General features: G+C 44.4%; 15 protein-coding genes. 9 read left to right on the forward strand and 6 right to left on the reverse strand.

Features of this window, described 5'->3' with window-relative positions:
* Positions 1-6: 6 nt before the first annotated feature.
* The 4 genes from Vsou_RS01425 to Vsou_RS01440 all read left to right on the forward strand — a co-directional run bounded on the left by Vsou_RS01425 (position 7) and on the right by Vsou_RS01440 (position 3,546).
* Positions 7-576, forward strand: coding sequence for a hypothetical protein (locus tag Vsou_RS01425; RefSeq protein WP_054844512.1), 570 nt, complete (start codon positions 7-9; stop codon positions 574-576).
* Between the two features lie 14 nt (positions 577-590).
* Positions 591-743, forward strand: a complete 153-nt coding sequence (locus Vsou_RS01430; protein ID WP_188604170.1) for a hypothetical protein — start codon at positions 591-593, stop codon at positions 741-743.
* 39 nt (positions 744-782) lie between these two features.
* Positions 783-2,330 (forward strand): hypothetical protein, encoded by a 1,548-nt coding sequence (locus Vsou_RS01435; RefSeq protein ID WP_229709959.1) that lies wholly within the window; start codon positions 783-785, stop codon positions 2,328-2,330.
* Between the two features lie 268 nt (positions 2,331-2,598).
* Positions 2,599-3,546: an aminotransferase class V-fold PLP-dependent enzyme gene (locus Vsou_RS01440; RefSeq protein ID WP_229709960.1), complete on the forward strand. Its 948-nt coding sequence runs from the start codon at positions 2,599-2,601 to the stop codon at positions 3,544-3,546.
* On the opposite strand, the gene Vsou_RS01445 is transcribed toward Vsou_RS01440, so the two are convergent.
* Positions 3,536-4,243 (reverse strand): 7-cyano-7-deazaguanine synthase, encoded by a 708-nt coding sequence (locus tag Vsou_RS01445; protein ID WP_188604171.1) that lies wholly within the window; start codon positions 4,241-4,243, stop codon positions 3,536-3,538. The genes Vsou_RS01440 and Vsou_RS01445 overlap by 11 nt on opposite strands.
* 93 nt (positions 4,244-4,336) lie before the next feature.
* On the opposite strand from Vsou_RS01445, the gene Vsou_RS01450 reads away from it, so the two are divergent.
* Both Vsou_RS01450 and Vsou_RS01455 read left to right on the forward strand, forming a co-directional pair.
* Positions 4,337-5,722: an MmgE/PrpD family protein gene (locus Vsou_RS01450; protein WP_188604172.1), complete on the forward strand. Its 1,386-nt coding sequence runs from the start codon at positions 4,337-4,339 to the stop codon at positions 5,720-5,722.
* Between the two features lie 188 nt (positions 5,723-5,910).
* Positions 5,911-7,527: a DNA topoisomerase VI subunit B gene (locus Vsou_RS01455; RefSeq protein WP_188604173.1), complete on the forward strand. Its 1,617-nt coding sequence runs from the start codon at positions 5,911-5,913 to the stop codon at positions 7,525-7,527.
* A gap of 70 nt (positions 7,528-7,597) precedes the next feature.
* On the opposite strand, the gene Vsou_RS01460 is transcribed toward Vsou_RS01455, so the two are convergent.
* Both Vsou_RS01460 and Vsou_RS01465 read right to left on the reverse strand, forming a co-directional pair.
* Positions 7,598-8,023, reverse strand: coding sequence for a GIY-YIG nuclease family protein (locus Vsou_RS01460; protein ID WP_188604174.1), 426 nt, complete (start codon positions 8,021-8,023; stop codon positions 7,598-7,600).
* Entirely contained in the window at positions 8,017-8,700 is a 684-nt protein-coding gene (locus tag Vsou_RS01465; RefSeq protein ID WP_188604175.1) for a hypothetical protein, read from the reverse strand. Before Vsou_RS01465 ends, Vsou_RS01460 begins: the two co-directional genes overlap by 7 nt.
* A gap of 95 nt (positions 8,701-8,795) precedes the next feature.
* Here Vsou_RS01465 and Vsou_RS01470 point away from each other — a divergent pair, with 95 nt between their 5' ends.
* From Vsou_RS01470 to Vsou_RS01480, 3 genes are all read left to right on the forward strand, one after another.
* Positions 8,796-9,845 carry an RNA-guided pseudouridylation complex pseudouridine synthase subunit Cbf5 gene (locus Vsou_RS01470; RefSeq protein WP_188604176.1) on the forward strand — a complete coding sequence of 350 codons (1,050 nt, stop codon included), beginning with the start codon at positions 8,796-8,798 and terminating at the stop codon, positions 9,843-9,845.
* 151 nt (positions 9,846-9,996) lie between these two features.
* Positions 9,997-11,154, forward strand: a complete 1,158-nt coding sequence (locus Vsou_RS01475; RefSeq protein ID WP_188604177.1) for a radical SAM/SPASM domain-containing protein — start codon at positions 9,997-9,999, stop codon at positions 11,152-11,154.
* 22 nt (positions 11,155-11,176) lie between these two features.
* Complete coding sequence (locus Vsou_RS01480) at positions 11,177-11,980, forward strand: GNAT family N-acetyltransferase (protein WP_188604178.1); 804 nt, start codon at positions 11,177-11,179, stop codon at positions 11,978-11,980.
* A gap of 2 nt (positions 11,981-11,982) precedes the next feature.
* Here Vsou_RS01480 and Vsou_RS01485 read toward each other — a convergent pair whose 3' ends face one another.
* From Vsou_RS01485 to Vsou_RS13265, 3 genes are read right to left on the reverse strand one after another with little or no spacing between them, the layout of a single operon-like run.
* Positions 11,983-13,539: a xylulokinase gene (locus tag Vsou_RS01485; RefSeq protein WP_188604179.1), complete on the reverse strand. Its 1,557-nt coding sequence runs from the start codon at positions 13,537-13,539 to the stop codon at positions 11,983-11,985.
* Complete coding sequence (locus Vsou_RS13260; protein ID WP_308419835.1) at positions 13,530-14,300, reverse strand: pyridoxal-dependent decarboxylase; 771 nt, start codon at positions 14,298-14,300, stop codon at positions 13,530-13,532. Before Vsou_RS13260 ends, Vsou_RS01485 begins: the two co-directional genes overlap by 10 nt.
* A 6-nt stretch (positions 14,301-14,306) precedes the next feature.
* Entirely contained in the window at positions 14,307-14,966 is a 660-nt protein-coding gene (locus Vsou_RS13265) for a DegT/DnrJ/EryC1/StrS family aminotransferase (protein WP_054844520.1), read from the reverse strand.
* Positions 14,967-15,314 lie beyond the last annotated feature (348 nt).

A 15,314-nucleotide genomic window follows, 5' to 3' on the forward strand; every position in this document is an offset into this window, starting at 1 on the left:
TGTTTGATGGGCCTCGCCAGGTTTTTAATTGCCGGCTTCGTCGGTGCTCTGCTTTTCCTATCCCTTTACTTCCTCGTTATTTGGCTTCAGTCTAGCTTGATCGCAAACCCAATGTTCATGGGTAGCCTCGGTTTGGGTTCACCGTTTATAATTCATGTTGGTTGTGTTGGGATTAACCCAGTGCCAATAATCATCGACGCCGTTGTCTTAGCCGTACTCGCTCTGAGCCTCGACTCAGTGGGTGGGTTAATTAGGGCTTTGAAGCTGACGATGACCTCCTCAGTAATCATAGCCTCAATAGCCTCATTTGCCTACTCAATCGTGATTCATAGCCTAAGCGGCTTGGTCATTTACGAGGTCAACTCACTCACCATGCTCGCGGCTTTGATGATCGGCGTGATTGCAATGATGGCAATCTGCATTATGGCCAAAGCCACTGAGTGCCTTAGGCCCAGTGCGCTGGCTTTAATCACCTACGCCAATGCATTGATCATAGACTACCTAGTCGATGCCCTGAACTCAGTGACTATAGCCACCGCGAAGGGGCTATTCCGAATTCACTGGCGTATTCCCTGAGTGAGGAGTCCAGCATGAGCGCGTACCTAAGCCCAACCCTCCTCCTCACTGCCTCCAGCCAGTTCCTGACCATAGACCCGCTTATTGGCACGCCCTGGAGAGTCTGGTTCACCCACGTCATGCATAGCCCCAACGCCGGTGTGTGCCGTAGGCTAACGTATTTTTAAGGCACTAGGAAATCCAGTACTCCGTGAGCGGGGGGAGAAGTGCAAATTGAGGTAGGGAGTGGAAGCCAGCCCGTGGGCTCCGGGCCAAGGATTTGCCGGGGTGTCAAGTCAGGTAAAAGGCTGGTGTGTGGCGAGCCAGTAAACGACCCGAGGGTTGTTGATGAGGCAATGAGGCTAGTCGACGAGTTCCTAAGTAGGGTTGAGAGGCACAAAGCCGTGCTGCTGAGTGATTCGAGCACGCCGTTTGACTACGCCGTTGATGCGCTAAGCAACTGGCTTTCAACAATTGAGGGGAGAATCAAGGATAGTAATGACGAGGGCATCGCTAATTTGAGGAAGGCAATGCGTGAAGCAGGCAAGAAAATGCTCGAGTTGGCTAGGCGAGCAAGGGAGGAGTGGCTCAGCACCTATCGGGAAGAACTCGGGGAGTTGCTTGGGAAGCTGAGGAGTGGTGAGGCGACGGTAGTAATACGCGGTGAACCACTCAACATTGATAAGCCATTCACAGTACTCCTATACACTGACCACCTGGCGGTTAAGGTCGAGAGAGTTGCTAAGTCGGGAAGCATAACAGTGAGTATAACGCTGACCGGGCTTGATGGTGTGCACGTGATTACGCCAAAGCTATTCAGCGATGATTTGTTAAGGCCGATGCAGTATGGGCTGCTCATGACCGACGCCACAATCGATAAGGGCTACCCGCAAATGGATACTAACCAACTTTGGCAGGCCATTATCTGGCCGTTAACATGGCCCGGGAGGAACTACGTGTTCATAAGTAGCTTAGGTATTAATGATGGTGATGTAAAGATTACGTGGCAATTGACGGCTATTGACCATAGAGGTGTCTTCGGGAGTAAGGCTGAGGTCGCTGAGGAGGTGCTTAGGCTCGATGACAATGCATTCATAACCTTCCTGCTCTCCGCAGTCCTAGGCGATGGCAGTGTTGATACAGAGAAGGAGAGGGAGAGCATTAGGCTCACAATCGGCAATTCGAAGTATGGGCTGTGGAGGGGCATTGTCGAGAGGATGGTGAGCCTTGGCTTCAAGGAGCACGATAATAAGCGCTTGAAAGTGAAGGTAATCGGTATTTACTCCTCGAGGGCCGTCGCGCTGGCTCAGAGGTGGCTTGGCGACCCATTGATTAGGGCTTTGGTCGAGGACTTGAGCCAACTGCCCGATGCAGAGAAGCTTAGGCGATTATTGACGCTGGCAAGCTTGAGGATTAAGCCGTTGGGTAGATCATCAATCGAGGTCATTGATGGCATAAGGATGAGCGTACAAATGGTCGGCAGAGGCTGTGTTGCGTTGAAGATTACACGTAAGTATCGCGAAGACGCATTGGTAATCCAGGAGAGACTAAGGAGTGCTGGCTACAACGCCATGCTTAGGGAGTTAAAGGATGGGTTCGTGGTCTCCATAATCAATGACGAAATAAAGATGCACCCAGGGCTGGTCGCCGAGGTCTGCAAGATACTTAGGAGGATGCACGAGGAGGCAATAAGCGAGGGGAATAAAAGAAGGGCTTGGAGGGTAGCTAAGGCAATGAAGAAACTAAACTGCCCCGCCCAGGGCCCACGGGCCTAAAACAATTTCCTTATTCCCTTAACTTACTTTATTTGGCTTAATGAATTGTTGGGTACCTTCAGAGAGTGCGCCTGAGACTTGATGATGGCTCGTGTCCCTGATCATCTTCATCCTCATTATTTCTATTCGCCGCTGAGGCTATTATGAATTTCGTTAATCTATGGCAGGAGGAGGGTGAGCCGTGGGAATTGGCCCTTGATCATATTATCGAGGCAAAAAAGTTTTTAGGCAATTTATTAATGCCCCATCATGGCGAAGCATTGCTGCTGTGCCGAGTGCCGCGTATGGGTTAAATGCATTATTATCTGCCATGGAGTTTAGGCCTGGTAGTAACGTGGTCATTAGCTCGCTCAACTTCCCAACGGGTGTCTTCTCATTCCACGCTCTTAGGTCCCGCGGCTTAATTAAGGAGGTTAGGATCGCGAGGTCCGTTAATGGGTACGTGCCTCTGGAGGAGTATGAGAGGCTCATTGATGATAATACTGTTGTTGTATTTGTTGATTATGTTTCTTGGATAACGGGGTATAGGGAGAGGGTTAGGGGGATTGCTGAGATTGCGCATGCGAGGGGTGCGGTGTTAATAAGTGATGCGTTTCATGCAGTCGGTGTTTTGCCAATTGATGTAACTAAGGATGGTGTTGATGCTTTAATTACGGGTTCATATAAGTGGTTGCTTGGCCCGCATGGCGCCGGTTTTGTCTACGTTAGTGACGAGTTATTGAGTAGGCTTAAGCCTTCGTTATCGGGTTGGATGGGGATTGATGATAACCAAGTGAGTAGGAGGTTGAGGGGTGAGAAATTGTTTGAGAAACCGATAGACGTAAGCACGTACATACCTGCCAGGGACGCCGCGAGGCTTGAGTGGGGTACGTGGCCGGTAATCGCGTTCGAAGGGACTTTGGCATCCATGAAGTTACTGCTTAAGTACGAGGTGCCTCATAGGTTTGAGGAGCATACTAGCAGGTTAATTATGCACCTGGCGGATTCATTAGGGGATTTAGGGCTGAAGGTAACGACGCCGCTTGATAGCCACGCGGCGATATTGACCTTCGAGTACTCAGATCCCTACGGACTTGCTGAATTCCTCGGTAGGAATGGTATTGTGGTCTCTCCGAGGCCTGGTATCATCAGGGTGTCACCGCATGGTTATAACACTGTTGAGGAGGTTGAGAGGTTGATTGAGGCTTTGAGAGCGTACATTAGGTCTAGGGCTTGATCGTCGATTTCTTCCTTAATAACCACCAATCACTCCCATTACTTATTGCCTCTTCGAGTGGATCCTTAATACCCAATTCATTAAATGCCCTCTTCCTGGCTAGGCACCCACTGCATTGGCCGCATGGTACATCGTAATTATTATGGCAGGACCACGTGTACTCAAAGGGCACGCCCAATTTAAGGCCTAGCCTAACGACATCGGTCTTGCTTAACCTTGAAAGTGGCGCTATTACCCTGAGCCCCCTAGCCCTGCCTATGTAGGTACCTATTGTTAACGCTCTCGAGATTAACCTCCTGAATTTCCTCGATGTGTCTGGGAAGTACTTCGTGTCGTCGGCGTTATGGCCGGCCACTATTGTATCTATTCCAAGTATCTCTGCGTAGTACGCGGCGACGGCATATATTATTGCGTTCCTAGCGGGTATCGTACTTGGGTGAGCACTTCTTAGATGGCTCGGTCTTTCATCATCACTATTCCATAGTTCATCAACCTCCCTCATGAATGGTAGGTCAACCTCAATCAATTTCGTATTTGTTAACCTGGCGAGTTCCCTCGCCGACTCCCTCTCACGTTCTCCTCTGCCTGGGTAATTTATTGATAGGGCGGTCACGTCATAACCCCGAGACCTAAGTAGATATAGCGCCACGGCTGAGTCAACGCCTCCAGATAATAGCAATATGGCCCTTTTTCCCATGTATCAATGGTGCTGTAGCCATGGTTAATAAGTAGTTTGTTATTGTTCACTGAGGTTATGCATTAAAATCAAGGCGCCGCTCCATTAGTTAATATGGTCAGGGATTCCCTTGGTGAGGCCATAATTCATTACGCCCTCAATGTTAAGTTTGAGGACCTCGATCAACAGGTCATTAATGAAGTTAAGCGTAGGGTACTCGACGGCTTTGGTGTTGCCCTAGCGGCATTTGCCGCTGAGCCCGTTAAGATAGCCAGAAGTGTTGCCAAGGGTCACCGGTCAAACGTGGAGGCCACGCTATGGGGTACGCTCGATACGTCATCGATTGAGTGGGCGGTATTTACCAACGCTCTCATGGTTAGGTACCTTGATTATAACGATACGTACCTGGGCAGGGAGCCCCTCCATCCAAGTGACATGATACCGGCATTGCTCGCGGCTGCCGAGTACAGGGGATTAAGTGGTAAGGACTTAATAACGGCAATAGCCGCTTCGTATGAGATAGGCGTTAGGCTTTGTGATGCAGGTAGTCTTAGGCTTCATGGCTGGGACCACGTTAACTACATAGGCATTGCCGTCACGGCAGGGCTCGCAAAATTAATGGGGCTTAATGATGATGAGGCCTTGAATGCCTTATCGATCGCCACGGTACCCCACGCAGCCATGAGGCAGTCCAGGGTTGGTGAACTAAGCCACTGGAAGGCCGCTGCAACGGCTAACTCCTCCAGGAATGCCGTATTCGCGGTTTTACTGGCCAGGGAGGGCTTCACAGGGCCAGATGCGCCGTTGAAAGGCGAGATGGGTTTCATAAGGCAGTTATTGGCTGGAGAGTTCAATGATAAGTTGATCCTAGATTTGAATTCCATGCCAAGCCCCAAGAGGATCCTCGACACCTACATAAAGCCACACCCAGTGGAGTACCACGCACAGTCAGCAGTTGATGCGGCTAAGATGATTAGGCAGGAGTACGGTAAGGCCATTGAGCCTGACGATGTAGAGTCAATAACCATAGACACCTTTAAGGCCGCCTATGACATAATAGTTAAGGATCCCGAGAAGTGGGATCCGAAGACTAAGGAGACCGCGGACCATAGCCTAATGTGGGTTACGGCGGTAGCGCTGCTTCACGGAACTGTGGAACTGCAACATTACAGGCCCGAGAATATACGTGACCCCAGGGTACTCTCATTAATGAGAAAGATGAAGGTTAATGTGGATCCAGAGCTCGACAAGCTATACCCATCGGCAATACCCAATAGGATAACCGTGAAGTTCAAGGACGGTAGAGAATTAACGGTCCGCGTGGATCACCCCAGAGGTCATCCCAAGAATGCGATGAGCGATGAGGAGGTTGAGGATAAATTTAGGAGGTTGACCGACGGCCTACTAACACTAAACCAAGTGAACACCGTGATAAGTCTCATGAAGAATCTCGAGAATTTAAAGGATATTAAGCAAGTTCTCAAGGCAATAATAGTATAGGGTATGATGAATTAATTCATCAAACTTAAAGCAAGGGCCTTGGTTGCATTAATTCTTTTATCATTTGAATGGCTTAATGGGACAGTGAGGACTTGCGTTATTATGGGCGTTGTTGGTTATTGATAACTTTTGCATATTATAAAATGCATAAAGTTTAAATTGGCTTCCGTCTCCTAGGTTCTAGAATCATGGGAACTAGCGATATTGTTAAGTTTGAGGCATTATCGCCGGCTGAGTTCTTTAGGCGTAATCGAGAGATAGCGGGATTCAGCAACCCAACTAGGGCTATTTATCAGACGATTAGGGAACTCGTTGAGAACAGCCTCGACGCCACCGAGACATTCAAGATCCCGCCAAGCATAAAGATCTACATTGATTATGCTAATCAATCCAAAAGTTGGATCAGTATTTACGCTGAGGATAATGGCATTGGGATACCCGGTAATGAAATACCGAATGTATTCGGCAGGGTATTCTACAGCAGTAAGTATAGGATTAAGCAGCACAGGGGTATCTTTGGACTTGGCGCCAAGATGGTGGTTCTATATGCCCAGTCAACCACTAATACGCCAATACTAGTTAGGAGCGCTCCATTAAAGAGTGATGCTATTTATGAGTATCAATTGATGATAGACATAACGAAGAACGAACCGGTGATAGTTTCACAGAGGACTATCGAGAATAAGCATGGATGGCATGGCACGGCAATAAAGGTGGTCCTTGAGGGCGATTGGATTAAGGCCAAGCGGAGGGTTGAGGAGTACCTTAGGAGGACAGCCATGGTGGCGCCATACGCGGAGTTCATCCTCAGGGGGCCCGACGAGGATGATGTCATTAAAATACCCAGGGTAACAACGAAGATGCCTGACCCACCCAAGGAGGGCTTGCCCCATCCCAAGAGCGTCGATGTTGAATTAATAAAGCAGTTAATACAGAGGGATCCGAATGTACCAATCTTCGAATTCCTCATTGAGAATTTTGACGGTGTAGGCGAGATAATCGCAAAGAAGTTCCTTGATTTTGTTGGGCTACAGCCAGACATGCCAGTAGGTAAGCTCATGAATGATGAATTGATCAATTTCGTTACCAAGATGAGGGAGTTCAATGAATGGAAGAGACCGAGGGCTGATTGGTTATCGCCAATAGGCGAGGACATATTGGCAGAGGGGGTGAGATTTGTATTGAGGCCAGAGGTGGTGTTTACGGTAACCAGGAAGCCTAGTTCATACATGGGTAATCCCTTCATTGTTGAGGCTGCCCTTGCCTGGGGAGGCGCCATCGAACCAAGTGATAAACCCACCATTTACAGGTTCGCCAATAAGGTGCCGCTGATCTACGATGAGGGTAATGACATAGTTAGGAAGATAGTTGATGAGATAGACTGGACCCAGTACAGGGTTAAGTTTCCAGCGCCACTGGCCATCGTAGTCCATATATGCTCAACGAAGATACCATACGCAAGCGCTGGTAAGGAGGCAATCGCCGAGGTACCTGAGATAGAGAATGAAGTGAGGAACGCGGTTAGGGAGGTTGCAAGGAAGCTCAGGCTTTACATAACGAGGAAGGAGAAGGAGCAGGAGCTCCTCATGAAGTACGCAATATTCAGCATGTACGGTGAGGAGGTTGTCAATGCTCTCTCGTACGTAAGCAAGGCAGACCTTGATGAGTTAAGGAGCAGCATTAATGCGTTAATAAGGGAGAAATTGAGAATAAAGAGCCTAGAGGATTTATTGACAAACCATTCAATTGAAGGTGATGAGGATGGTAATAATAATGAGGATCAGAAACACGAGCCGTCATCATAGTCAACTCAGACACACCAGCAGACATCATTTAAGGTATAAACCTAAAACGGGGCTTATAAGCCCACCCTCTTTATTTCGTCCAATAACTTTTACTGGACAGTTTTTCATCAATTGCTTTACTTAGTACGTAGAGGACCCTTATTGTGCTCTCACTACTCGAACCAACTCTAAACAAATGCGTTATATCTTCTCTCTTATCACTATTTCCGAAATTTGAAACACCGAGAAATTTACCTAGTAATGCCTTAGCCACATCCTCTTCTCTGAAGGGTAACACCATAACGGCAATCTCATTGCATATGTCATGTAGATAATCAACATGCCAGAACCTATTAACAACCTTACTGAGGTGCCTAATTATGCGTGCGGCGCATGCATTGCCACAGGAACCAACGTAAGCATAAAGCCCATTACCTATTGTGAACTTCCTACCCCTGGTGATCACATTACCATCCCTGCACTGGAATATAACCACGTAACTTAGCGCCTTTACCATACGTAGGTCACATTAACAACGGCACTCTCCGGTATTTCACCATTAACCATGGTACCAGCATTAGTTGGCGGGTAGTACTCAGTGGCATAGCATGTAAACCCGAGGGTGAGTGTATATGTTGAGTTCGGCAGAAGTGGGACAATTAGTTGTCCGTATTGACCAGCTTCATAGGCATATGTTGAGCTCTCGTAGGTGTACACGGCAGTCATTGGGATTGATGGCATTGCCTGAGCCATTATGTATACGTAGTACGAGACCGAGCCTGAGATTACCTGGGGATTTGATAACCTATACGTTATCTCTAGATAACCAGGTTCCTTTGTTTCAAAATAGAGTTCCCTAGTTGATTGAAGCGAATAGCTGTTGCAGTTCATTATTGATAATGTGGCGTTTAAAACTAGGTTACTCGTAATAATCTCCCTATGGTTTAATGAGTCCTGGTATTGTATCGAGCCCTCATTGGCCATACACTCATTCAACTCCTGAAGCACTGTCGTATACTTAACAAGAAGGTTCGTATAATTATTTAGTAATTCATCGTATTTAGTTGAATTAACATAGGCATTACCTGCCACGACTTCGTTCTTAATGATATAAAGGGAATGCACTAAATACACGAGTACTATCGCTAGTGCCAGTGCTAGGATTACTATGATTAGTGTCTTTATGTTGGGCACCTACGGATAATAATGAAGGGTAAAATAAAAGTTAATTCATCGTAATGCGGAGATAGGCTTTTATAATTTCATAGAACCTGCAATAATGATTAGACGTGTCGTTACCAAGTTACTGTAACGAGCCTGAGGTTCTCGTTAGGATCGCTAATGAACAGACGAACCCTGAGTGGGGCATACCTCCAGAAAAGAGGTCCACGGATCTGCACCTTAGGTATGGCTTTGTGGTTATTGATAAGCCAAGGGGCCCAACAAGTCATGAGGTCGCTGCATGGATCAAGAAGATGCTTAATCTCGATAGGGCAGGCCACTCTGGTACGCTTGATCCAAGAGTTTCCGGCGTGTTGCCGATAGCGCTTGGAGAATCAACGAAGGCAATGCCTGCGATTAATAACCTGGATAAGGAGTACATAATGGTTATGAAGCTTCACGGTGATGTAGATGATGGCAAGTTAAGAGCTGTCCTTAGAGAGTTCACGGGCGCCATATACCAGAGACCGCCATTGAGGAGTGCGGTTAAGAGGCAGTTAAGGGTTAAGCATGTTTATGAGCTTGAGCTTCTCGAGAGGGATGGTAAGTATGCATTAATAAGGATGAATGTGGAGTCGGGGACGTACGCAAGGAAGCTTGCTTATGATATTGGTGAGGTTCTTGGAGTTGGCGCCAACATGAGGGAGCTCAGGAGAATTAGGGTTGGTTGCTTCACTGAGAAGGAGGCAATTACGTTGCAGGATCTTAAGGATGCATACACGCTCTATAGGGATTATGGCATTGAGGATCTCCTGAGAACTTATGTAAAATCTGTTGAGTACATGGTCGGACATTTACCCAAGGTCTGGGTCAGGGATTCTGCAGTCGATGCGATTTGTCATGGAGCCGCATTGGCTGTTCCTGGCATTGTTAAGTTAACGAATAATATAAAGAGGAAATCATTAACGGCAATCATGACTTTAAAGAATGAACTAGTGGCTCTAGGCTATGCGGAAATGACAAGCGATGAAATAATGAATGCCCAGCGAGGTATTGCAATTAAGACTACCAGAGTAATTATGAAAAAAGGCACGTATCCATCAATGTGGAAGAAAACGAAAGCAGAGGGTAAGGTTGAGGAGAAGCAGCAAGACAATACCAAGAGGAAGGAGCAGTAATAGCTTTATTACTTCAATTATGATTAAGAGCTATTGATTGATGAAAATCAAGAATCGCTGATCGATGAGGAACAGCGGATCACCTGATTTTTCTTTCCCTCTAAAGTCTGCAATTTAAATTGGAGTACATAAGTAGGAATTAGGCGATTAAGTGATTAATCAACTGGAGTTCTTCCTGGATGAATGCCCAGCATCCCCACTTAGCCACATACTGGCTCTGCAAGGTAGTGTCGAGGACAATAACGAACTTCCATACCTAAGCATGAGCTCCATCAATGACGTAACTATTTACCTAACCCACGCATGCAACCTGGAATGTAGACACTGCTACTTATTAGCGGGTAAGCCATTAAGTAATGAATTAGGTACCGATGATTGGTTACTAATACTTGATAAATTAAGGGATCTTGGAGCTAAGTATGTCTACCTATTGGGTGGTGAACCAATGCTATTAATCAGAAGGGGTTTATTGAAAATAATAAGTCATGCGAAGGACCTCGGTTTCTACGTATCAATGAGCACTAATGGTACATTGGTTAATAGGGAGAATGCGCTTCAACTTAAGAGGGCTGGACTTGATCAAGTTCAGGTGAGCCTTGATGGTCCGAACCCTGCAGTTAATGATGTGATTAGGGGTTTTGGTAGTTTTAATAAGGCCGTTAGGGCCGTCGATATGCTTAGGGAGGTTGGTATTGCCGTGTCGCTATCATACACCGTAATACCTGGTAATGCCTATTATGTAGTCGACATGGTTAGGTTAACGGAAAGGTTAGGCGTCCCAGTGCTCACCTTCATACGCGTTCAAGAGTTTGGTAGGGCCCGTGAAAACGGCCTATCGCTTAGTAATGAGTTGGCAAGGATGGTAATTAATGACCTAATGCGCATTAAGACCAGGGTTAAGCTTGTCCTGAATGGCTTTAGGTTTAGTCTCAGTGATCTATACAATGCGTATAAGAGGTCCAAGGAGAAACTTAATGCCCTTAGGATCATTAATTACTCGACATGCCCCGCGGGCAGAAGCAGATTCGTAATAGATTCAGACGGTAGTATCTATGGGTGTGAACTGGCCATGAATAAGGAGTTCTACGAGGGCAATGCGCTTAGGGATGATCTTAAGGTCATCTGGAGGAACGGTTTTAGATCGTTTAGGAATAGGAACTATGTGAGTATAAAGCCATGCAGTACCTGCCCAATGGCTGACCTATGCAATGCTGGTTGCCCTGCCCGGGCATTTACAGCCTTCGGCTCCGTAAATTCACCTGATCCTTATTGCCCAATTGTTGGGAGATTGATTAATAAATCCAGGTAATGATTATTCCCTGCCTGGTGTAATGATTATTGATGTATTTAGGGAACTGAATAGGAACATCCTTAGCCTGGTCAGGAGGGCTTATTTAATGGATCCTGTCAGGTATGTCTACCTGTACTACGACATTGTTTACTACCCAGAGTTCACGGAGGCTTACCTAAACGTGACTAATAACGACATAGTTGGCTACCTATTAATATTCAGGGGATTACGATACACGGCAATTCACATAATCGGTAATGCACCCCTCAATGCCTTTAATGAAATTCCACTAAGCAACCACCTAATGATTCATGCAGAAACCGAGCCTAAGCACGTGAATCATTTAATCAATAAGCTATCCAGTAAAGGCACGATATCATTATCCAGAGACTTAACAATGATTTGTTGGAGTAATTCCTTTAGAGAGTTCATTATTAATGATGGTGTTGTTATTCGCAGATTATCGATTAATGACATTAGGGAATTCCTTAGGGTAAAGAGTATACAGGGAACGCGGATAAGTAAGGCTGAGGCGTTAATTAGGTTATCATCGCCTCATTGGCATTATTATGGATTATTCATGAATAGTGAATTAGTGGCCATTGCAGGTACGTACTTGAAGCTACCGGAGGTTTGGGTTGTGGGTGATGTATTCACAATCCCTAATTACAGGAATAGAGGATTCGCAAAGGCAGTAGTCTCTGCAATAACTAAGGATGTAATTAATAGTAGTGCCGTGGCGATGCTTCACGTTGATGAAGATAACACACCAGCAATTAGGGTCTACAAAAGGCTTGGTTACATTGCGGTTCAAGAGATGATACTGTTGAATTATAATCCTTAGAATTATAATTTATTGATTGATTTCATTAATTCCTTATTATTTTTATAATATTTCATGAATACTAAATATTTTTCGTCATATAGCTTTCTTAGATCTCTGATTGGCTCATATACCTGTTCATTTTTTCTTGTGCTCTTTATATCATTAAGATTAACTGCGCCTAAGCCATAGGCCGCTAACATAGCTGCTCCCTTTGCTGTTATATGCCTTGGATTCTTTACAGTAATCACCTTAATATTCAATATATCAGCTATTATTTGCGGCCATATTTTTGATTGGGCGCCTCCGCCGCCCATTATTACGTAATCAACATTATGATTTATGAACCTTAAATAAGACTGAAACGCCCACTTAATATTTAACGCTACGCCTTCCATAACAGCCCTCACAATATCGCTCCTTGAATTATATATACCTAGATTGAAAAATCCACCTCTAAGGTATGGATCTTCAACAGGTGCTCTTTCTCCAAGTAACCAGGGTAAGAATAGCAATCCATTTGACCCCTCTACCGATTCTAAACAAAGCCTATCGATCTCGTCGTAATCCTTAATGGAGAGAGTTTTCATGGTGTAATCAAGGCAGCTCCCCGCATTTTCCTGTTCAACTGGTACATAGTATTTACCAGGGAGTGCCGAGGGTAGCGATGCAATATTATGGAATATATCTGTTTTCTTAAATGGTACGTGCGTTGTTATCCATGACGATGTTCCAATGTATAGGTGCGTTTCGTAATAATCAACAGCGCCGACACCTATTGGTGAGCATGGTAGATCACCACAACCAGCAATCACCCTAATGTGACTCGGCAATCCTATTTCCTCAGCCACTTTGGGGTCTATTGAACCAACAATAGTAGTTGGTGAAACTAGATCAGGCAATTTATCTCTGGGTATACCAACAAGTCTTAACAACGGTTCATAATAAACCACATTATTTGGGTTCCTATTATCAGTAATCCACAATAAGACTGATGTATCCCAGGATGCGGCAATCTTACCTGTTAATTTCATTACTATGAAATGAATTGCGTCAAGAAACTTATGCGTCTTATTGAATATGTCAGGCATGTTATTTTTTATGTAGAGAATATGGGCTATGGAATCCTTACCCGACCTTGTCGGTGCTCCGCCAGTTACGTGTATCCACATCCATAGTTTATCTATACGGTATCCAGATATTGATGGAAAGTTCCCAATCAATTTCTTTATTTCGTCCTTACCCCTTGTATCCATCCATATGATGGCATTATACAATGGATTTCCATCCTTATCAATTGGTATTGTATCCGACCACTGTCCAGTAACACCAATAGCCATTATTTTATTAACATCAATTTTCATATTAGTAACAATATCCCTTAGGGAATCCTTAACAGCACCCCACCATGCTAATGGGTCTTGTTCTACCTTTCCATCCTTACCAAGAATTAATGGATAATACCTAGTGGATGATGCTATTAATGTTCCATCCCTACTAAATAAAGCAACTTTACATGAAGATGTACCGAGGTCAATACCAATATAGTATTCACTTAATGAAGCCATAGTTATTCCCACGGATTATACAGCCAATCAATTACGTACTTTAAAATAAGGTCTAGCTGATCCTTAGGCAGAAACGCTGTTGCTCCATAGATGGGCGCCATGCCAGTTGTAGGTTGGCCCTTCTCTATGGCGTCCTTTATTGATTCGCGTAAATCATTTATGAAGCTCTCTTTAACACCTGGTAAAGTGTGCCTATACGTGAGTGCTATATGAAATCCTGGTGGATTTATTAAACCTATTAAGTGCCAATTCCTCTGTGCCATGTAATCCATTATAACGTATGGATTTATGGAATCTGAGGATATGGCAATTATCCACAGTGGGTCACCAAGTATCTTCAATTCACTTATTTTCCTAGTCTCATTAACTATGTATTTACCGGTCTCAAGTATCTCCTTTGTTATTTTCATATAACCCTCCTCACCGAGATAGAGCATTGCAGCCCATGTGGCGGCTATGGTAAAGCCAGGCTTACTACCCAGTGTTGTTGGTGTGAAGTAAATACCCCCAGTCCAGTCACCAACGGTATATACCTGATAACTAAATAGCTCTGGGTCCCTATAAAGTATTACCGAGGAACCTTTAGGAGCATATCCGTATTTATGAGTATCTAAGTTAATCGAAGTCACTCCCTCTACGGCAAAGTCGAATTGCGGTATATCATAACCCAATTTGCGCGCAAATGGTAATATGAATCCTCCCAATGCAGCATCAACATGCATACTGATCCCATGATCCATAGCTACCTCAGCCAACTCCTTAATGGGGTCTATAGTTCCCTAGGGAAAATTCGGCGCAGAACCCATGATTGCTATTGTGTTTTTCGTAATAGCGTTCTTAACCTTCTCCACATCAACCCTAAATTTATCATCAAGATCTACGATCTTCACCCTTATGTTAAAGTACTCGGCAGCCTTAAGGAAGGCTGCATGCGCAGATTTAGGAATAATTATTTCGGGCTCTATGATACCCTTCTTATGCCTATAGTAATCCCTATAGGTCTTCATTGCTAATAAAATGCTTTCAGTACCGCCCACAGTTATTGAACCTCTCACATTGCCGTCTCCATGAAGCATATTAGCGCACATGGCCACAACCTCACTCTCCAACTTAACTAAGCTTGGCCAAACATCAGGATGCAATGGATTGGCAAGTGGATATATTGAAAAGACCTCCTCATATAAAGACACTAAATCATCGCTCCCATTATAGACAGCACCCGATACTTTACCGTTTTTCCATGATTTATCTTCCTCAGATGCCATTTTTCTCAAAATGGAAAGTAATTCATCCCTACTAACTCCTTTGGATGGTAACGACCTAAATTCAGGAAAAGCCCTCTTATAGGGCTTGAATAATTTTCCTAACCCAGCCATAAGATTAGATATATCAGATAATGCCATTACTCTGAAATCTATTAATTTATTTAAAAATATCATAAATATATAAAATATAATACTTTATTTAAATCAATAATTTCGAGAACAGATATTTTTCCCTTGTAATATTACACATGATTGCAATAATTTCTCTTTTTAAACGAACGCAATAACCTCCCCTATTTTATTATAAATATATCACGATATTGAATTTATACTACGAGATATATTTATTTAAGTTTATAAAAGAGTTAGTGAAATAGAATTCTTAAAATTACTGATATACATGTTATATAAATATTTTATTTATAATAAGTATTTAAAAGAATTAAGTAAATATTGTTATTTTTATATGAATATGATATATGAAAACCGCTGGAGATGGGTCGTGCTCTCTGGTTATACTCT

The organism is Vulcanisaeta souniana JCM 11219 (genome assembly GCF_026000775.1).
GTDB lineage: Archaea > Thermoproteota > Thermoprotei > Thermoproteales > Thermocladiaceae > Vulcanisaeta > Vulcanisaeta souniana.

What these genes read in the sequence shown, in the direction of transcription:
- Vsou_RS01425 (WP_054844512.1), top strand. Translation starts at nt 7, where the DNA reads ATGGGCCTCGCCAGGTTTTTAATTGCCGGCTTCGTCGGTGCTCTGCTT.
- Vsou_RS01430 (WP_188604170.1), top strand. Translation starts at nt 591, where the DNA reads ATGAGCGCGTACCTAAGCCCAACCCTCCTCCTCACTGCCTCCAGCCAG.
- Vsou_RS01445 (WP_188604171.1), bottom strand. Translation starts at nt 4,243, where the DNA reads ATGGGAAAAAGGGCCATATTGCTATTATCTGGAGGCGTTGACTCAGCC.
- Vsou_RS01450 (WP_188604172.1), top strand. Translation starts at nt 4,337, where the DNA reads ATGGTCAGGGATTCCCTTGGTGAGGCCATAATTCATTACGCCCTCAAT.
- Vsou_RS01455 (WP_188604173.1), top strand. Translation starts at nt 5,911, where the DNA reads ATGGGAACTAGCGATATTGTTAAGTTTGAGGCATTATCGCCGGCTGAG.
- Vsou_RS01460 (WP_188604174.1), bottom strand. Translation starts at nt 8,023, where the DNA reads ATGGTAAAGGCGCTAAGTTACGTGGTTATATTCCAGTGCAGGGATGGT.
- Vsou_RS01480 (WP_188604178.1), top strand. Translation starts at nt 11,177, where the DNA reads ATGATTATTGATGTATTTAGGGAACTGAATAGGAACATCCTTAGCCTG.
- Vsou_RS13265 (WP_054844520.1), bottom strand. Translation starts at nt 14,966, where the DNA reads ATGATATTTTTAAATAAATTAATAGATTTCAGAGTAATGGCATTATCT.